This is a genomic window from Nostoc commune NIES-4072, assembly GCF_003113895.1.
In the GTDB taxonomy this organism is placed as follows: Bacteria; Cyanobacteriota; Cyanobacteriia; order Cyanobacteriales; family Nostocaceae; genus Nostoc; species Nostoc commune.
Map to the genome: position 1 here is coordinate 6,524,675 of NZ_BDUD01000001.1, position 19,669 is coordinate 6,544,343.

At 41.4% G+C, this 19,669-nt stretch carries 18 protein-coding genes; 9 read left to right on the top strand and 9 right to left on the bottom strand.

The features are described 5' to 3' along the window. Positions 1-3 precede the first annotated feature (3 nt). Entirely contained in the window at positions 4-1,485 is a 1,482-nt protein-coding gene (locus tag CDC33_RS29125; protein ID WP_109011882.1) for a GTP-binding protein, read from the bottom strand. A 150-nt stretch (positions 1,486-1,635) separates the two neighbouring features. Here CDC33_RS29125 and CDC33_RS29130 point away from each other — a divergent pair, with 150 nt between their 5' ends. Genes CDC33_RS29130 through folP form a run of 3 tightly spaced genes read left to right on the top strand, consistent with a single transcriptional unit; the run spans position 1,636 to position 3,459 of the window. Further along, positions 1,636-1,770, top strand: coding sequence for a histidine kinase (locus CDC33_RS29130; RefSeq protein WP_109011883.1), 135 nt, complete (start codon positions 1,636-1,638; stop codon positions 1,768-1,770). Between the two features lie 44 nt (positions 1,771-1,814). Beyond that, complete coding sequence (gene tpiA / locus CDC33_RS29135; protein WP_109012750.1) at positions 1,815-2,546, top strand: triose-phosphate isomerase; 732 nt, start codon at positions 1,815-1,817, stop codon at positions 2,544-2,546. A gap of 52 nt (positions 2,547-2,598) precedes the next feature. Then, positions 2,599-3,459, top strand: a complete 861-nt coding sequence (gene folP / locus CDC33_RS29140) for a dihydropteroate synthase (RefSeq protein ID WP_109011884.1) — start codon at positions 2,599-2,601, stop codon at positions 3,457-3,459. On the opposite strand, the gene CDC33_RS29145 is transcribed toward folP, so the two are convergent. Continuing rightward, entirely contained in the window at positions 3,456-4,301 is an 846-nt protein-coding gene (locus CDC33_RS29145; protein ID WP_109011885.1) for an SPFH domain-containing protein, read from the bottom strand. The two genes, folP and CDC33_RS29145, sit on opposite strands and share 4 nt — an antisense overlap. 1,063 nt (positions 4,302-5,364) lie before the next feature. On the opposite strand from CDC33_RS29145, the gene rpsU reads away from it, so the two are divergent. Further along, on the top strand, positions 5,365-5,544 hold the full coding sequence (rpsU, locus tag CDC33_RS29150; RefSeq protein WP_069073049.1) for a 30S ribosomal protein S21: 180 nt from the start codon (positions 5,365-5,367) through the stop codon (positions 5,542-5,544). Positions 5,545-5,810: 266 nt separating this feature from the next. Here rpsU and pth read toward each other — a convergent pair whose 3' ends face one another. From pth to psbH, 3 genes are all read right to left on the bottom strand, one after another. Then, on the bottom strand, positions 5,811-6,452 hold the full coding sequence (gene pth / locus CDC33_RS29155) for an aminoacyl-tRNA hydrolase (RefSeq protein ID WP_109011886.1): 642 nt from the start codon (positions 6,450-6,452) through the stop codon (positions 5,811-5,813). A gap of 362 nt (positions 6,453-6,814) precedes the next feature. After that, positions 6,815-7,087: a TatA/E family twin arginine-targeting protein translocase gene (locus CDC33_RS29160; RefSeq protein ID WP_109011887.1), complete on the bottom strand. Its 273-nt coding sequence runs from the start codon at positions 7,085-7,087 to the stop codon at positions 6,815-6,817. A gap of 151 nt (positions 7,088-7,238) precedes the next feature. Next, positions 7,239-7,442, bottom strand: coding sequence for a photosystem II reaction center phosphoprotein PsbH (psbH, locus tag CDC33_RS29165; protein WP_109011888.1), 204 nt, complete (start codon positions 7,440-7,442; stop codon positions 7,239-7,241). 85 nt (positions 7,443-7,527) lie between these two features. Between psbH and psbN the strand changes: the two genes are divergently transcribed. After that, positions 7,528-7,659: a photosystem II reaction center protein PsbN gene (gene psbN, locus CDC33_RS29170; protein WP_109011889.1), complete on the top strand. Its 132-nt coding sequence runs from the start codon at positions 7,528-7,530 to the stop codon at positions 7,657-7,659. Between the two features lie 90 nt (positions 7,660-7,749). Here the strand turns inward: psbN and CDC33_RS29175 are convergent, their stop codons facing one another. Next, entirely contained in the window at positions 7,750-10,944 is a 3,195-nt protein-coding gene (locus CDC33_RS29175; RefSeq protein WP_109011890.1) for an alpha-mannosidase, read from the bottom strand. An 89-nt stretch (positions 10,945-11,033) separates the two neighbouring features. Between CDC33_RS29175 and CDC33_RS29180 the strand changes: the two genes are divergently transcribed. From CDC33_RS29180 to CDC33_RS29190, 3 genes are all read left to right on the top strand, one after another. Next, positions 11,034-12,656: a hypothetical protein gene (locus CDC33_RS29180; protein ID WP_109011891.1), complete on the top strand. Its 1,623-nt coding sequence runs from the start codon at positions 11,034-11,036 to the stop codon at positions 12,654-12,656. A 183-nt stretch (positions 12,657-12,839) separates the two neighbouring features. Continuing rightward, entirely contained in the window at positions 12,840-13,136 is a 297-nt protein-coding gene (locus CDC33_RS29185; protein WP_109011892.1) for a hypothetical protein, read from the top strand. A gap of 271 nt (positions 13,137-13,407) precedes the next feature. After that, positions 13,408-14,328 (top strand): alpha/beta hydrolase, encoded by a 921-nt coding sequence (locus CDC33_RS29190; RefSeq protein ID WP_109011893.1) that lies wholly within the window; start codon positions 13,408-13,410, stop codon positions 14,326-14,328. Positions 14,329-14,837: 509 nt separating this feature from the next. Here the strand turns inward: CDC33_RS29190 and CDC33_RS29200 are convergent. Then, positions 14,838-15,146, bottom strand: a complete 309-nt coding sequence (locus CDC33_RS29200) for a ribbon-helix-helix domain-containing protein (RefSeq protein WP_109011894.1) — start codon at positions 15,144-15,146, stop codon at positions 14,838-14,840. Positions 15,147-15,282: 136 nt separating this feature from the next. After that, positions 15,283-16,935, bottom strand: a complete 1,653-nt coding sequence (locus CDC33_RS29205) for a mechanosensitive ion channel (protein WP_109011895.1) — start codon at positions 16,933-16,935, stop codon at positions 15,283-15,285. Positions 16,936-17,134: 199 nt separating this feature from the next. Between CDC33_RS29205 and CDC33_RS29210 the strand changes: the two genes are divergently transcribed. Continuing rightward, on the top strand, positions 17,135-17,575 hold the full coding sequence (locus CDC33_RS29210; protein WP_109011896.1) for an SRPBCC family protein: 441 nt from the start codon (positions 17,135-17,137) through the stop codon (positions 17,573-17,575). Positions 17,576-17,783: 208 nt separating this feature from the next. On the opposite strand, the gene CDC33_RS29215 is transcribed toward CDC33_RS29210, so the two are convergent. Then, a complete protein-coding gene (locus CDC33_RS29215; RefSeq protein WP_109011897.1) occupies positions 17,784-18,608 on the bottom strand; it encodes a SirB1 family protein in 825 nt (274 codons plus the stop codon). Positions 18,609-19,669: the final 1,061 nt, after the last annotated feature.

A 19,669-nucleotide genomic window follows, 5' to 3' on the forward strand; every position in this document is an offset into this window, starting at 1 on the left:
GCATCACTTTCTGAGTTTTACCTTGTGGAGTAATTCATCTTTAATGCGGTTGAGAATTGAAGTTTCATCCAGGTTTGCCAAAATCCGATTAATCACTGCTTTTGGCCCATCAGGCCCCCAAGTCGCACCGTTGGCTAAATAAACTTTGGTAACTTGTCCAATCCCGTAAGAAGAAACACCAGCTACTGCTGCTTGCGTGATTGCCACTGATATATAAGGGCCAAGGGCAGCACCTGCGGTAGCTGTTGCAGAGATACCAAGTAAAGTTTTTAATCCACTCAAGCCCAAATTTGCTAACAATTCACTAGCACCAATTCCGCCCATACTCAGGGCAATTTTTTGGAGCAATTGTACAGCCCCGGCTTCGGTCATAGAGAAGCCATAGAGTTTAGACAAACCTAAAATCAGAGCAATATCAATTACCACACTACTCAGAATATCTACCACAGTTACGGGATTAAGTGCGATCGCTAATGCTTTAGTCATCACAGCCTTCCAAATCAACTGATTGGCATTTACTTCCCGAATCATCAGTTTTCGTTCTATCAACTGCTCATTTACGATATCGGCATAAAGCATGGTGTTGAGGGCAACCAAAGCTTTACCCTCACGGTGCAGAATCTCCAAGATTTTCAGCTTGAGTTCCTCAACTTGGGCATTACCTGTACGCAACTGTATACCTCTAGTACCATCAGGGCGACGAATCGCCGTCTTTACCAATGGCGATGCCGCAGCCATGACAATTTCCAAAGGTGTGAGTAATTCCCGCACCCTTTCATCCCGGATTTTGTGATAAATTGCCATCCGGTCTGCTTCTGGATACTGGTCTACTTTGTTAAATACCAGAATGATCGGTTTACCTGCTTCCCGCAACTGAGAAAGCGCGGCATATTCTAGCTTCGTCATGTCGCCAGATATCACAAACAGAATCAAATCCGCTTGTTTGGCAATTTGTTCAGCTAACGCGGCACGAGTTGCACCATCTACTTCGTCTAACCCAGGAGTGTCAATTAATTCCACCTGGGATTGACCTACGCCAGGGAGAGTAACTCGCAAAGCACGTTCAGTTTCCCCAATCGCTTCTTCACTAATACTCCAATTAACTCTTTGTGCAGCACGAGTGACACCATGCAGCGGCCCAGTTTCAAATACTGTTTGCCCAACCAAAGCATTGAGTAACGAAGACTTACCACGTCCCACCATGCCAAAAGCCGCAATCTGCACCACCATGCGGTCTAACTTCCCCAGCATGGTTTCCAAATCAGCAATTTCCGTCTCTAACCCGGTTTTTTCTTGGGGGGTGAGGTCGAGATTGGCTACTAAGTTTCGCAGCGCCGTTTGTGCTTGTTTATAGTTCAGTTCCGTCTGAATGTCTTCAAAACTGAAAATAGCACTATCCAGTTCTTCCTCCCAACTGAGAGAATTTGCGTCAGTGTTAGCGGAATCACTTTGATAAGGTTCAGGCATGGGTAGTGTGGAAGTCATATTAATTTTAGATTTTAGATTTTAGATTTTAGATTTTAGATTTTAGATTTTAGATTTTAGATTTTAGTTTTTAGTTTTTAGTTTTTAGTTTTTAGATTTTAAATACACCCCCTTTACTATCCTAGTTATTTTTAGGAACGGTTTGGCGAGATGAGGCAGACAAAGGAGACAAGGGGGGATGAGGGGGATGAGGGACAAGAATTAATAACTAATGCTAATGCCTCATGCCCCATGCCCAATGCCCAATTCCCAATGCCCAATGACCAACAAAAAGTCATAAACTGAAAAATGCATCTAAATAACTCGTTAGGATCTTGACTAAATTAACTGTGCGGAAAATCGTTATTGCCGGCAACTGGAAAATGTACAAAACCCAGGCAGAAACCCAAGAGTTTCTCCGAGGATTTCTGCCCCACTTAGAGGAAACCCCCCAAGGGCGAGAAGTGATATTGTGCCCTCCTTTCACTGATTTAAGCGTTTTGTCCAAGACTTTGCACGGTAGCCTCATCCAACTGGGGGCACAAAATATCCATTGGGAAGAATATGGAGCCTATACAGGTGAGATTTCTGGGCCAATGCTGACAGAAAGTGGTGTGCGCTTCGTAATTGTCGGTCATAGTGAACGACGACAATACTTTGGTGAAACGGACGCAACCGTTAATTTGCGCCTCCGAACTGCTCAAAGGTTTGGTTTAACACCAATTCTTTGTGTTGGCGAAACTAAACAACAACGAGATGCAGGAGAAACTGAATCATTGATTGCTCTTCAACTCGACAAAGGCTTGGTAGATATTGATCAGGATAATTTGGTGATTGCTTATGAACCAATTTGGGCGATTGGTACTGGTGACACTTGTGAAGCAGTGGAAGCTAATCGAATTATTGGCTTAATTCGTAGCCAGTTGAGTAATCCAAATGTATCAATTCAATATGGTGGCTCAGTTAAGCCGAACAATATTGATGAAATTATGGCTCAACCAGAAATTGATGGTGTTTTAGTTGGAGGAGCAAGTTTGGAAGCTGAGAGTTTCGCTCGAATTGTAAATTTTCAGTCACTGTGATGTGCTTTCTTCTCGTTCCCATGCTCTGCATGGGAATGCCTAATATAGATTTATGCGAAGCAACTTGATAATTCGAGGACGCTGTTTCGAGTGGGGACAGCGCACTTATTTGATGGGGATTTTGAATGTAACGCCTGATAGTTTTAGTGATGGGGGTGAGTTTAACACTACCTCTGCCGCTTTAGTACAGGCGCAAGCACTGGTGGCTGCTGGTGCTGACATTATCGATGTGGGCGGTCAATCAACTCGACCAGGGGCAAAGCAAATAACTCTGGCACAGGAACTTGACCGGGTGTTATCGGTGTTACAGGTGCTAAGACCAGAAATTTCAGTCCCGATTTCTGTAGATACGACCCGTGCTGTTGTAGCCAAGGCATCTGTAGAAGTTGGAGCGGATATTATTAATGATATTTCTGGCGGTACTTTTGACTCAGAAATGTTACCAACAGTTGCAGAGTTAGGTGTGCCGATTATTTTAATGCATATCCGGGGAACACCACAGACAATGCAGCAACAGACTGATTATCAAGATTTGCTCGGAGAAATTTATAGTTTTTTAGATCGGCAAATTGGGGTAGCAACTGCTGCGGGCATTGACCGGGATAAAATTATTATTGATCCTGGTATTGGTTTTGCTAAGAACTATGAGCAAAATTTAGAAATTTTTCGCCGCTTGCGATCGCTCTCACCACTCAATTGTCCTATCTTGGTAGGAGCATCCCGTAAAAGTTTTATTGGTCGCATTTTAAATCAACCAGATCCCAAAGCACGAGTTTGGGGAACGGCAGCAGCTTGTTGTGCTGCTATTTTTAACGGCGCTGATATCCTTCGAGTTCACGATGTTCAAGAAATGCGTGATGTTTCACTAGTAGCCGATGCACTACTGAGGCAAGCCGCACACCATGACTGTTAGGTATTACCGTTTTCGCGTTTTTTGCCGTTACCTTCTGGATTTTCTGGGTTGGCTATCAACTCCTGGAACATTTCACTTGAGTTTGCTGGGTCTACAAAGACAATTTTGGCATTACTGCTCTCACCAAGTTTTTGGCTAGCATCTACGTAATCTTGAGCTACAAGATACCGCAGAATGTCCCTACTATCTGGATTGGAACGGAGAGCTTGAGAAATGATTTGCACTGAAGCCATAGTTCCTTCTGCTTTTTTAATCGCAGCTTCCTTTTCTCCTTCTGCTTCAGTAATCAGCGCCCGTTTTTTGATTTCAGCAGCTTGCTGCTCTTCCCTCGACTTTCGTACACTCTCAGGTAGGGTAATTCTTTGAAGGTCTAACCGGAGAATCTCAACTCCCCAATCTGCCGTTATCTCATTTAACTGGTCTATGATAGCTGAGTGCATCTCCGCTCTGGAGACATTAGTCTGCTCTAAGGTGTTTTGGGCAATGATTTCTCGAAGCGTGGTTGTAGTCACCTGTATCAGTGCCCCTTGCAGATCCTCAATAGCATAAAAGCTTTTCTCAATATCTCTAATGCGCCAGTAGACAATAGCATCCACTTCTACATAAATATTATCTTGGGTGATCACATTCTGAGGTTTGATGTCTAAAAACTGCTCTCGTGTAGTATCTTCCATCACAATCTGATCTACCAAGGGAACAATAAAATTCAGCCCAGGTTTAAGTTTCCGATGATACTGCCCCAAGCGTTCAACTAGGGCTTCATTACCTTGATTAATTAGTTTTGCAGAACCTAAGGCATAAGCTATAAGCACTAAAACTATAAAAATGATTGGCGTCTCCATATATACTCCTATTCAGCTTTTGGGAGAATTTAGTGTCAAAGATATGCTAATAGCTTGTCATATCTTTGAGTTTAATGTTTTGAGTCTGTAATTTTATCAACACCAGCAGCGATGTCTGATGTCGAATCGCTGCGCGTCTTGTACATATTCTGTAAGTAGCCTGTTTTGCGGAATGCGTAGAAGCTCTGCTTCTTGTCGTCAGACAACGCTATTAAAGCACCTTGATAAAATGCTGGCAAGGACTACTTTATCTCATCAACATTATTTGTATTGACATCTTCAGACAGCTTGGACTTGAATTCAGTATATTTACATAGACTAAGTAAGTTATAGTAAAATTTATGAAAACTTTAAAACTTTAGTATAATCTGAGAAAAATTGGTTTTGACCATTAAAAATATAAAAAGATTATAGGCAGGGTGTAAATCAGACTTATATGTTTAATTTTAATTTTTATAAGTTTAGAGTTTTTTAATCAAACATCATAGTTTTTAGCGACTAATAGATACCTCTTCCCAGGAGATTACCAGCTATTCTTTAGATATTAGCGATTATAACAAGTGTGTTTATATTAGTGTTTTTTCGTAGAAAAGCTAGTAATTTTGGATAGGTTTTATTAGAAATTGGTATAGTACTAGTTTTATTCAATGGTAGAGTAATTTTAAGAATCAACTAGCATATAAAGTTTATTTATTCTTATCACTACATCAAGAGTGTGATATAAATTATTTAACGAAGGTAAAATCAACTTTCAAAATTTGTATATATAATCATTACATTTTAGTATACTTATTATTAACTAATAATGTAATATTAGCCAGTTCATAGTACAGCCATAAAAATTTAACATTATAATTTTCCCATCATCTGTATTGCATCTGAGAGTGCATTAGGGCACTTAGATTATCATTTAGTTAAGTACCGATTTCACGACGTAGAAACACACACAACCTTCTTCAAGCGGACGGATAGCCTCTTAATGATGACTTTAGCTCAGGGGGGTTTTACTAAGGTTGAGAGTAATATTAGAATGGAAACTATTGATGATGAGGAACAGGCAAGAATGACCCAGGTGGTTCTAGGAGAGAACGAAGGAATAGACTCAGCTTTGCGTCGGTTTAAGCGTCAGGTTTCCAAAGCTGGGATATTAGCTGATGTGAAATATCATCGGCACTTTGAAACACCGATTGAAAAACGTAAACGTAAGGCAGTGGCAGCTAGACGCACAAGACGTTTTAAATAAACTTATTTGGGTACGGGCGTTGCTTAAGGTTATGACCTAAAACAGGTAATAGCGCGTAGTCCTAGCCCGTCGTAGACATCGCCATTATTCTTACAAAATTTAAGCAAACTATGCCGCACCCCAAATTAGGGTGTAGATGAGTCACTTCTTGTATGTACAGAAGGCGTTAAGGAGTTTATATCAGTTGGATGGAACAAGCTAAAATCGCTGCCCATCAACTAAAATAAGCGCCTTTGCCAAACTTACAAGCCAGTATTCATCCAACTCTAAGACTCAGAATTATTAATGGTGCGGCTATTACAAATATTCATCGCCTTTTCTACTCCCTGCTTGAGGCTTAGTTCAATACACTCAACCACGAACTGAAGTACAAGAGACATCTGCTGATTTTCTGCTGCCGAAAATCGCCCCAGCACATGAGAAACAGCATCAGAATCATCGTTGTTAGCTGCACCTTTGGGTTTACCAATACCGATTCGCAAACGGGGAAAGTTTTGGGTACTAAGATGTGCGATCGCACTTTTCATGCCGTTATGTCCCCCAGCCGAACCAGATAAACGCAGACGAGTTTTTCCCAAAGGCAAATCCATATCGTCATAAATCACCAGCACTGATTCAGGCGGTAATTTATACCAACTCGTCACCGCTTGTATTGCTTGTCCTGAGCGATTCATATAAGTTAACGGCTTGAGCAAGCGAATCTTACCTCCGCCTATGGCCATACCCTCACCATACTCACCCTGAAACTTGCGGTTTTCTGCTAAGGGAATGCGCCAAGAACGGGAGAGACTTTCTACAGCAGCAAAGCCGATATTATGGCGTGTTTGGTCGTACTTGCTTTCTGGATTCCCCAACCCGACAATTAGCTGAGGAATCACCAAAGCTGGTTGCTTAACAGCTTCTGTCATTTTGCCTACAGTCGATCAATTTTAGATTTTAGATTTGCAATTTTGGATTGAAAGAAACCACAAGAGTATAGGGTTTGGTGATTTTAGATTGACGATCGCGCGTATCATTAGCCAGTCAAACGCTCCTGCATCGTTAATGCAACGCTTATGAGCGTCTTTTAGATTTGTTCTATCCACCAAGGAAATTGCTCTGAACCGCAAAACAAACAATAGACATCTCCAGAAAATAATTATGCGTTACCTGAAATCCTTGTAGAGAAGTTGCATTGTAACGTCTCTACATTCTTTTTCGGATAAGTCTAATCTAAAATCCAAAATCCAAAATCCAAAATTGGTATGGTCAATTGATATCTAGCACTCTCCTAGCTAGATTGGGAAGAACTAGCGGTATCCTGCTCAGATTTAGCAGGGTAGATTTGCTTAGGTTCCAACTCAGCAGTAGTCTTGACAACTTCTTCTAACTGTTCTGCTTCTTTTTGAAACTCGTTTTGAAAATCTTTGGAAGCCTCTTGGAAACTACGAATAGTTTTACCTACACTCCGACCAATCTCTGGTAGCTTCTTGGGGCCAAAGATTAATAATGCTACTACCATAATTACAGCCATTTCCGGCAGACCAATACCAAATATATTCATTTTTGTCTCCTATAAACTATATGAACCACTACAGAAACTCATACATTATTTAGTCTACTCAATGGTTCGTATGCACTGAGCATTGACAAAAAAACCCGGAAAAACCGGGTGTAACATAACTTGTTATCCAAACTTGATAGCTGTGTATCCTTTAGCGCCCTAAACTGCGCCAATCGACTACTACATCCTCAACCAACAGTGTTCTATTGTAAAGTTGCAGAATAATTAGCAGAAACACGAAAAATAGCAAGATAAAAACAGCCATCACCGGGGTAGTACCCCAACCTGGAGCCACTTTCCCATACTCAGAGTTCAGTGGTTTCAGGATATCTCCCAACCTAGTCCTTTGTGCCATAGTTCACCTAATATTACTTGCCAAAGCTTTTTTTAATCTTCTGTAATATTCTATAAGAATAGCACTCATCATCTATTCCTCAATTATGGAACCCGCAATAGTTCTTAGCATTTCTGTAGCTGCCGTGGTGATTGCCATCACCGGAATTTCGATTTATACCTCTTTTGGCCCTCCTAGCAAGCAATTGAACGATCCGTTCGATGATCACGAAGACTAAAAAAGTCATTAGTCATTAGTCATTAGTCATTAGTCATTTGTCAATGGTTTGTGGAAAACCACAACTGACCACTGACATAGCAATAGTGGCTCACTCCAGCCTGGGATTAATCGCTGGTATCACCTTGAAACTGGCGATTTTCCAAGGCTGTATCGTCAAGGTTTGTTGCCCAGATGAGAATTCAGTAGTAGAGGAACGCTCTAATAAATCTACTCTATCCCCTAAATTTAACCCTAAATCACTTTGCCAAGATAACTCGGCTGTTTCTCCTTGACATTCATAACATCGCAGAATTAACTGCTGTGGGTTATCTTCTGATGGCTTGAAGGCCATCAAGATTAAATTTTCAGCTGATAAATCTAGAAAACTCACCCCCAACCACTCTTTATCGGCAGATAGAGGAGAATTTTTATGTGGGTTTTGATTAACGGGATTCAATATTACTTGCAACGGTATATTTAATTCATAGCCACGCCGTACTGTATGGGCTGATTCCCAGCTACCAGCATGAGGATACAAGGTATATGTGAACTCGTGAAAACCTTTGTCAGCCTCTGAGTCTGGCCAATTAGGACTGCGTAGGAGTGTTAAGCGGAGTTGATCTGGTTTGCTGTCGTAACCGTATTTACAATCATTCAGCAAACTAACTCCGTAAATACCCTCCTGTGTTTCTCCTGTCAAATCAGCCCAACGCAAGGCGGGAACTTCCCATTTTGCCTGTTCTGCGGGGGTTTGCGGTTTAGTTGGACGGCGAATTGCGCCACAGGGAATTTCATAAGTAGCAAAGTCTGCTTCGATATTCAAAGGAAAAGCAGCTTTCACTAATACATGATTTTCTTGCCAATTGACAGTAGTAGCTATTTTCAGCAGAGGTGAAGTAGCTTGCAGAATATAGTCTTGGCAAAATTCCGATTCACCTAACTGACGCACCACGCGCACACGACTTTGCACTGGGCCTTGTTCTACCCACTGAATAGATAGAAGATTTGTTGAGGGTAAGGGATGTTGAGCGTAATTGGGGTCTATATTCCAAGCATCCCAATATTGACCACTGTCTTTAAAAGCTTGTAGTTGATTCCCCGCTCCATTCAAAACTTCTCGTTGATAAGTTTTGTTAAAAACACTTGATAAATCTCCAGTATCAGGATCTATAACAACCCGTAGGAATTCATTTTCTAAAATCCAGTCTGGGAGGAGTGGGGGGGGTGGGGGGGATGAGGGAGATGAGGGGGAAAGCCAAAATATGCGGTAGCCGACGGGTGGAATTTCGGTGGCGAGAAATAGTAGTGTTGATGGTTCAGATAATTGGGAGACAACCTGCTTTCCAGAAGCATCGTAAATCTGCCATTGCTCTGGCGTAGGTAAAGCTACAGAGACTACCTCAGAGCGTTGCCAATTGAGAGAATTGAAAACGAAAATAGGCAAACTATTGGGTTTTGGTGGTTCTGATAGGGTAATGTGAGATGCGATCGCTAAAAGTGATTCCTGTAATATCTTCGTTCCCATTTGTTCCACTTGCTGCCATTGGGGCAACGCATCTGTGTAAACTTGGGTAATTGAAGAACCAGGTAAAATATCGTGAAACTGTTGAAATAACACCTGCTTCCAGGCTGCTTCGATTTCTGCTTTAGGATATATCACACCACAGCTTACGGTTGCCAAAGTAGCAAATAATTCAGCTTCATACAATAAATTTTCACAACGACGATTCCAGCGCTTTTGATCTGCGTGTGTAGTGTAGCAACCGCGATGGAATTCGAGGTATAGTTCGTCATTCCAGGTGGGGAAGGTAGGGGGAGAATCATGATTATTAACAGACGCGATGAATCGCGTCTCTACAATTTGCTGTAAATATTTTTCAGCCGTTGTGAATTCGATATCTGGGAAAAAAGGCGACTTTTGCCAGCGTTGGGCGGTTTCTAACATATCACGGGTGGGGCCGCCGCCGTGGTCGCCGACACCGGGAAGCCACAGCGATTCTGCTAAACCAGTTTGGGTTTGCCATTCAAGAGCGTAGGATGCCATTTTAACTGGGTCTATAGCTTCACCGATGGGTGCAGACATCAAACTAAAGACTTCGCTACCGTCAGGCGATCGCCACCAAAAAGCCCCATAATCAAATTTAGTAGTATCATTCCACCGCAACTTCTGCGTGACAAAATACTCAATGCCAGCATTAGCGAAAAACTGCGGTAAAGTGGCACAAAAACCAAAAGAATCTGGAACCCACACCACAGTTGAAAGTTTACCAAATTTTTCCTGAATGTAGCGCTGGCCATACAATAGCTGACGGACTATTGATTCACCAGCAATTATGTTGAGTTCTGGTTCTACCCACATTCCGCCGACAACTTCCCAACGTCCAGCAACTACCTGTGCTTGAATTATCCTAAATAAATCCGGGCGATGTTCTTCAATCCAAGCATAAAGTGCAGGAGTCGAATGACAGAAAATTAACTCAGGAAAATCTTCTTGCAACTTCAAAACCGACTCAAAAGTGTTTTGTGCCGCATTCCAAGTTTCACTCACAGGCCATAACCATGCTAAATCTAAGTGAGCATGACCCAACAAGAAAATTTTAGATTTTAGATTTTTGATTTTGGATTGGGATAAGCTTTGCCTCAACGACTTAACCAACTCTCCCTTCTCTGCGTTTTCTGCGTCTTGGCGGTTCGTTATTTTCTTCAGCGCTTCGACCAAAACATCTAACTTCTCCGGCGCAAACTTTTCTAAATAAAGTTGCACTACAGCTAACTCATCAGCCACAAAACCCGGATCGGGATTATTATCAACAGTAGACTCATAAACTAGGAGCGATCGCACTAAAGCACCATCACAATGCCCCGGACTCACTAACCGCAAAGCCACAATAAACTCTTCCCCTGGCGTCACCCCTTGACTGAGAAGCACTCTAGGCGAACAATCAAATAAATCACCCTCCAGCACTAACTCCCCATTCACATAAATTTCAGCAGAATCCGCCCACCAAACCAGCGCCAGCCGCAAAGATAACCCAGCTAAGGGATAGCCCTGTAAATCTTGGGGAACCACCACTCTTTGCACTAGCCATAACACTTTTTTCCCGCCTGTCCAAGCGATATGTTCTTTAGCATTTAACTGGACAGGTTGCCAATGAGACAAATTAGCAGCTACAACATCAGTAATAATCAGGTCAGATTCCTGGTATAGCCAAGTAGACTGAATATTAACTTGACAAAAAGAGCGCAGCTGCTCAATTGCTTGTGAGATTAATTTGGTCTGGGATTGAGAGACAGTCGGGGTCATATATTCGCTAAGATGAGGTGTTGATCGTTTTTATTGTTTGGCGCGAGTCTGACAACTTATACAAGACTTGAACTAAAAAAATTACTACTATGTCTTCTGGTTCCTCTGGTCGTTATCAAAGCAGACTATTTAACTTTGTCCACCAGCAATCTCGGCGGGTGACACAACAGTGGGAACACACCTTCCGGCATTTGCAAGTTGCTACTAAGTGGGGTGTGGAGGTACTACTTTACCCAGTGTATCTACTGTTTCAGTCATCTGAATCATCTGGGAAAACGCTACAGACCAAAGAACCACAACCTAGACTAAAGTTACAACCAAATGATACCGATTTCCAGCCCGAAATTCCAAATGTTGATAATCCGATTCAACATGTACTAGAGGCAGTCAATTATCTGTCATCAAATGAAGCCGTTTCTACTCCTGCAAAAACAGTTGAATCTTTCAAAACCTTGGCTTTTTTGAAAGTTTTACGGCTGAAATTTGCTGATAAGAAATCTACAAATAATGCTAATCTTATTCAATTATCAAATATTAATGATCATCAAAGCGAAAGTCTCAATCCTTTACAGCTAGAAAATGCTCTCAATCAGCATCTTTCAGGAGTGCGGGGAATTGCCACAAGTTTGATGGATCGTAGTTTAGTACTTGTTACTGCCGGCAATGAAATTCTAGATATTTTGACACCCCAGCAGCAGGCAATACTAGAAGACCGAATTATTAACGAAGTTGCTAATTACTGGAAGTGTTGGCGGTTGATTATATCTAAAAAAGAAACGGAGCTATTACCGCAAATTGACCGTTTATTAGCAAAACTTACTGATGGGAATACAGATAAAAATTCAGTTTTAGCCGAGAGGATACCAAAAGATTTACTTAATACAGATAAATTATTAGCATTTCTAGATATAGCTTTAGCTAAATTTGAATCAAATACTTTAGTACCTGTGCAAGAACGTAGCCAAGAAATTGTCAAAGTTGCCCAAACTCAGTTAAATATATTTCTTTATGGCAAAGAGCAATTAGCTGCTAGAGGAGAAATTACAGCCAATACTGACGGTTTAGAAACTCATACACTGGATCTTCAGGCTTTGATTGAAGCAGCGCTTAATTACTTTTTTGGTGTTGGGAATAGAGAAACACTTGAGTCAACAACTAGTAATGAGCGAGTGCAAGGTAAACTATTATCATCACGCTTTCAAAAGTCCTTGTCTAAAAACTCTCAGTTGGAAAACCAGGATTTAACAGATGATCCTTGGCTAACATGGAATGATTTATTTGGCGACACCGAAACCATTGCCCAAAAGCCAGTTATACCTTCTGGAAGGACAAATCCTGCTTTAGCCTCAAGTTTATCAGCAGGACATTTTCCACAAAATCATTTAACTGTAAAACAACCTAAAGTTGGATCTGGTTTGGCGCGAAGAAGTCAAAAAACATCTGGAAAAGTTGTCTCTACAAAACAAAGCCGAACTAGCATTTCCCAATCTAAAAGCGAGAGTCAGAAAGGGGAAATTTTACACCAGGAATTTCACCAAAGCAGTCAAGTTGAGGCGCAACCAGACTGGATAGAAACCAAAGCAACTTCAATAGGTTACGAAAAGCACCCCTTAGAGCAACTTCTAGAATGGGTTGATTATGCTATGCTCTGGCTAGAAGAGAGATTTGTAAAGATTTTTCAATCGTTACGACAACTATGGCAGGGTAAATAAGTCGTAATTGGTAATTAAGATTTTTTAAATCCCATCTGGTTTTACAGGTTAACATCTTGTAGCCTGATTTTGGATTATTTCGTGTAAGTTGGTAGATATTTTTTAAAAAACTATTATAATATTTACAATTTTCCAATTAAAGGATAATTTGGATTATCTATAATGTTATTGGTGGTTGTCTAAGTGAAAATTGTTGTTTACTGTAAATATTTCAATTTCAAAAATCCACTAGATAAACCGAAAATTGAGACATTTGTGGTAAATGTGCCTCAAATTCCTAAAATAGGTGAAACAATTGTAGTAGAAAGAATTTCACCCCAAAAGCAGTTTGTAATTATTTTTGAATACATTGTCACAGCAGTGCAATTTAACGCCTCTAAAGAATCGGCTGACTCAGCAGATGCTCAGGTAAACGCATTTTTAAATCACTGTTGGGAGGGAACATCAAATTTCAAAGTTACAAACTTTTTAGAACAATAAACCCTCACAACAACATTTAACTCATCCCCCGGCTTCAAGCTGGGGAATTTCAAGTCATTAGTAGTTATACGAGATTTTTCGTGTTTAATAATACTAATGACTATTGACCAAGACGACTTGGCGACAATTCCTCCCGTACCGTGAAGGAACGGGCTTCCAAGTCGTCTTTCGGTGATTGAGGAAATAACGTAACAATTTGGCTCCTGTTGGTTATTAATAATTAGTTGACATGTTAGTAGCTTGCTGGGAAAATACGTAAAAAACTAACCAGATGATTGACCATAGCGATCGCCTCGTGTCTCGTAGAGAAGGGAGATTTCAGGGTGTTGGAGGACTTGACCTGTATTACCAAAGCTGGTATCCAGAGGGTAAAGTACGGGCAATATTAGCCATTGTGCATGGACTCGGAGGCCACAGCGATCGCTACAATAATATAGTTCAGCATTTGATACCCAAACAATATGCTGTCTACGCCTTAGATTTGCGTGGTCATGGACGCTCATCAGGTCAGCGAGGCTATATCAACGCTTGGAGTGAGTTTTGCGAAGATTTAGGAGCCTTTTTACAGTTAATTCAGACTCAGAATTCTGGCTGCCCAATTTTTCTTTTGGGTCATAGTTTAGGCGGGGTGATTGTCTTAGATTATATTCTACGCCATCCCCAAATAGCATCAGTTTTGCAAGGTGCGATCGCTCTAGCGCCAAGCTTAGGAAAAGTTGGGGTTTCACCTATTCGGGTGCTTTTAGGAAAAATGCTCTCACGAGTGTGGCCGCGTTTTACCCTGAATACAGGCATTGACCTGAGTGCTGGTTCACGAGATCAGCAAGTTTTAGCCGCATTCGCCCAGGATACACTGCGCCATACCCTTGCTACTGCCCGTCTGGCTACAGAATTTTTTGCAACAGTTGATTGGATTTATGCTCACGCAGCTGATTGGCAATTACCATTGTTGATTCTCCACGGTGGTGCAGACCGAGTTGCTTTACCTGCGGGAAGTGATATCTTTTATCAACGGGTAAACTGCACAGATAAGCTGAGAATCGAGTATCCGGGAGCCTATCACGAAATTCATTGTGACCTAAATTACCACGAGGTACTAGCTGATTTAGAAGATTGGTTGGAGCGACATCTACCACCTCAGACGGCGCAGTTAGGACGGGGAAGCGCTGAGTTAGAGTTTCCTGGTTCTTAGCTGCATAACTAAAAATTTATGTGAATCAACAAAAATAATTAGTATTGTGTTGGAAAAATTTACTTATTGAAGTTGTCAACTAGCAATTATTTATCAATAGCTTAGAAATATTGACAACCAATCAAGGCTCACAGAATCCTGTAGCTCTCATGAGGAGCCATTTATAGCTTATTTTCTTACATCGAACTCAGGTAAATGTTAGTCATACCTTGAAATATCTGGTGGGCGATTTTATCTACTACGTTACCAGAGCGATCGCATTCACTTCCATCAAACAGGCGATCGCACATTGAATAATACAGGATTACTATTTGATTTTTGAACGGAATTAGGTATTGTAGAGTGTGTTAGAACGAAGTTCGTAACGCACTATTATCAAGGGTTTGATGCCGTACTCTCTGTGCTAACACATCCTACAGATATTTTCAGAAATCAAACCGGATTCCTATAATTACAGTGTTGTTGGATTAACCGCTACAATTCCTTCAGAGGCATAGCAAATGAAATCTTTAGTATTTAATGTCAAAATATGCGTCAACATCATAATCTGACAGCACTGGTAAAGTAGACCCAACATATAGCGCAAATTCGTCAGCTAACTTATCTGCAATTAGTTCAAACTCCTCATTATTTAGTTGATCTTGTGTCTGAAACTTCGCCATCAACTGAGCGTGTTTTTTTTGTTGACCTTTACGCTGTTGGTCTTGAAAAATTAGCTCTTGAAGATATTCACTAGCTGAACTATAACCGCCCTTAGCTACTTGTTCCTCGACAAAGACTTTCATTGACTCAGGCAAGGAAATTTGAATGTCAGTCATACTATGAGAGTTCCGGTAGGCTGATTTTATCTACTACCTTACCAGAGCGATCGCATATTCAAATCCAGAGTCTGTCTCGGAAGCCCCCACCAAAATCGGGAAGGACGATTTAGTGGTGGGAGATGTCACAGAAGAATTAGTTTTTACCTTTGAAAGAGTTTAGCCATTCTTGAACTTGTTCGCGGGCAATATCGCGTCCCCCAAGACCAAAGGCTAAAGCAATAGCAACTGCGATCGCACCGAGTAAAAGTCCAAAAGCTAAATTCACAATATCACTGGCAACTCCAATCTGTTGCAGTGCCATTGCAGAAACCAAAACAATGATGGCAATTCGCGCTACTTGTCCTAAAATCTGGGCTTGGCGATCGCCGGAACTGGTAATGATGTTAAAAGCCAGATTTGCTAAGAATAAACCAATGGCAAATATCACCAATCCCGCCAAAATCCGCCCGAATATAATCACAATCCCAGACACTAATGCTGTCAGGGCTGGAATATTCAAAATATTCACCGCCGCCACCGTTGCAAACAGCATGATCCCCACTAAGGCAACAATGCCTGCAATTTCCGATGGTGTGCGGGTTGGAATCGGCGGGGTTGTTGATTCTGTTGAAACTACGATTCGTCTACTGGGTGTTGTCAGACCCAAAATAGTGAAAATGTTATTAAACCCTAAATTGGTGAGGATACTTGTAACCAAATCCGCGATAAACCGCCCCACGAAATAGGCAACAATCAAAATTGCCAGGGCTGTAAAGATGGCAGGGAGGGCGTTGAGAATCTGTTGCAGCATGGCGATCGCAGGCACAGAGATCGCATTAATTTCTAGGGCATTGAGGGCTGCGATCGCTACAGGAATCAAAATCAAAACATAGACAATTGTGCCGATAATATTCGATAGAGGTTGCACCCCCGCAGTCGCAGATAATCCCAACCGACTACCTAAATGGTCAATACCAGTTGTCGCTAGCAAGTTTGTTACAATCCGCCGCACCACATTAGCTATAAACCAACCAACTACAGCAATTAGCGCCGCCGCTAAAATGTTCGGCAGAATTAGCAGAACTTCTGTAATAAGAGCTTGTACTGGTTGTAGAGCCTGCCTGAGTTCGAGAGTATCTAAAACGGGGGCCAGAAACAGTAAAAATATAAACCAATACAGAGCATTGCCAATCGTCTCACTCAAAGACAACTGATTGAGACTGGGTGCGCTGTCTTCTGGTTCTGGATTCAAACGCTCATCCAGGTTAAATGCCTGCAATGAGCGCACAGTGATAATCTTCACAATAGTCGCCAAAAACCAGGCGGTTACCAAAAGGATTCCTGCACCAACCAACTTTGGTAAAAAGCCAATAAGTTGATTGAGAAAATTATTCAGAGGTCGAGACGCTACCTCCAGATCCAATGCCTGTAAAACAGCTACCGCCGTCAACAGAATAATGCTCCAAAAGACTAAGCTGGAGATTAATTTCTCCACTTGCGGAACATCTTGACGACCCGTTATCCCTGCGGCAATGCGGTTATCTATATTTGTACGATTGAGGATTCCTCGCGTCAGCGCCGCCGCGCCCAACGCAATTAGCCAACCTGCTACCAAAATTGCCACTGCCCCCAACAGACGGGGTATAAACAGAATCAACTGTTGAACAATACCTTGTACATCAGCAATTCCTTGATTCACTGGTGGTTGTAGCGGTTGCAGGCTGGGCGATTGTGCCAAAAATTGCTGTACCCTCGTGGACAAAGCAACTCCTATCACCTGGGTTATTCCTTGCCAAGTTGTATTCATGGTTTTCGGGAATTAAGCTTAAGTATTCACCGCAAACACTGACTCAGTGTTTTGCCTATCAATTTACCAGTAAAAACATACATTTATGCCATTGATATCAAGAGTAATTTTTGACTTTGTTACTAATATTTGATTTAATCTACTGACAGTGCTGAATTTTGCGTTACTCTAATTGCAGCAACAGCATCAGAGATATAGAATGTCCCAAGTCTTGGAACAATCGATTCAAATTAATGCTACAGCTACGGTGGTAGAGCGCTGTATTAGCGATTTAGCTCTCATGCATCGCTGGCTCAACCCAGTTCTGCGTTGCGAACCTGTGGGTGAAGCTTGGAGTACTGATGTTGGCAGTAAAAGTCGTTTTATCATTCAAATTCCTCTACTGAAACCCACGTTGAATAGCGTAGTTGTAGAACGACAACCGGGTTTGGTAGTTTGGGAATTTCAGGGATTTTTTCAAGGGCGCGATCGCTGGGAATGTCAGCCAACAGAAAAGGGAACGCTCTTACTCAACCGCTTTGAGTACAATATCCCTAACCCCTTAGTGAGTTGGGGTTTTAACACCTTTGCCGCATCTTGGACAAAAGAAGATATGCAAGCCCAGCTGCGTCGCCTCAAACGAGTTGCAGAAAATTTGTAATTCGTAATTGGGTATTGGGCAGTGGGCATTGGGCATTGGGCATGGGTAAGAGGACTTGGGGACTCTTGAGAATTGGGGACAAGGGGAAAGACTTGTTTCAAGTTCTCACCTCTTGTCCCCTTGTCCCCTTGTCTCCCCTGCCTCCCCTGCTTCCCCTGCTCCCCCTGCTCCCCCTGCTCCCTCATCCCCACTCCCCACTCCCGATTCCCTACTCCTCTTTCCCCAATTCCGTAAGTAGCCGCCGAATTACAGATGCATCCTGGGCATCGGGAACTTTTGCTAAGTAATTTTGTAAGTCGTCTACGGCTTGGGGGTAGTAACCGAGTTGATAATAGATTAGACCGCGATCGCGTAACTCTAAAGTTAAACCAGGAAATAGCAACAAAATTCGTTCAACTGCTGCCAGTGTTTTTTCTAATTCTTGCTGTTTAAGGTAAATAAATTTTAAATTTGTCAGCATCCGTGCCAAAAATTGCCGATTACTGACTACAGCTAAAAATTCTGGTTGTAGCGTTACAGGTTGCTGATAAAGTTGAGACAGCCGTTCTTCACAATCTTGAGCAAATATTATTTCACCGCCATTGAAGGCATCCACAAAAATCTCTATATCTGGAATATCTGGGCGGATTAGGAAATGTCCTGGCATCCCCACACCCACCATCGGGAAATCGATCCGTCTGGCAACTTCCAGATAAACCAGCGCCAAGCTAATAGGAATACCTAGCCGACGGTCAATTACATCATTAAAAAAGCTGTTACGTGGGTCGTAATAGTCAACTTTGTTACCAGAAAACTTTAAATCTTCGTAAAGATATTGGTTAATACTTTGAACCATCCGCAAAGGATATCGTGAATCAGGCAGGCGTTCTTGAAGCTCCCATGCCATTGTATCAAGGGCGTTGAGATATTCCTCTGGGTCTAGCTTGGGATATTCTTCTTGTGCAATATATAAAGCTGCCTTTGCTAGGTCAATGTGTTCGTCAGACTGTTGAATCTCTTGATAAAAATATTGTCGTGCTGACGAGAAATTCATAAGCTGTTGCTTGGTGGAAGTGTGAGGATGAAGCGAAAGCGGCTTGGCTAAACTGAAAATAGTTTTTTGTACCTATTTTTATATTAGGGATATTCAGAAGATTTGGAAATCTAATTTGTGCATAACTTTCATGACCTTAATCTATCCAGGGGATGGAATTAGATTAATGTAGCTATTTTATGTTGACTAATATGCAGTTTTATGATATAGCTGTGTGCTAAATCTGTTTTGAGCAATGTAATGTAAAGATGTATGGAATCAAAGTACCAATTAGTAATTATTAATTACTCAGATTCCGAAATGGCGTTGAGAGGATGTGTAGTAACTATTTGAATAAATGGTATTAAGCTGCTCTTTCTGCGATCGCTAGGGAGGGCAGATTTTTTATGTAAGCTTTCTTAACGTAGTATAAGCCTAAAGATGTATGGTATTCCAATACTGTTCGGTTAAGGATTTTTAACTCGGAATTAGGTTTCGGGAAAAGGTTAAAGGTTTTTTCTTTCCCCTTTCCCCTTCCCCTTTTCCCCAAAACCCGACAAGTATTGTATGGTATCCCAGTAGCAATTAGTGATTATTAATTACTCAGATTCCGAAATCGCGTTAAGAGGATGTGTAGTAACTATTTGAATAAATGGTATTAAGCTGCTCTTTCTGCGATCGCTAGGGAGAGCAGATTTTTTATGTAAACTTTTCTAACGGAATTTAGCAAGCGTTAGCGTACCACTCCGTGGAAACAAGCTACGCAAAGCGTCTTGTAGAGAAGTTCGCCGCAGGCATCGCTACCCTAAGTTTTTAACCACTACAGTTTTAATCGGTAAGTATCATAACAGTGTGTCACCATGATCTTTTAGATGTAATTATAAGTACAGATAGTGCTTACGCATAATTACGTTGATAAATCTGTCTTAAAGGAACAACTTAAGTTTACAAAATTTTAGTCAACTATTCATTTGATCCCGCTTCTACAAGTCTCATTAAATCTAAGTTTTGGCTGTTATTTATTCTAATTTAGAATGTAATTCTTATGTGAATACACGCAAAAAATCTAGTCACTAATAAAA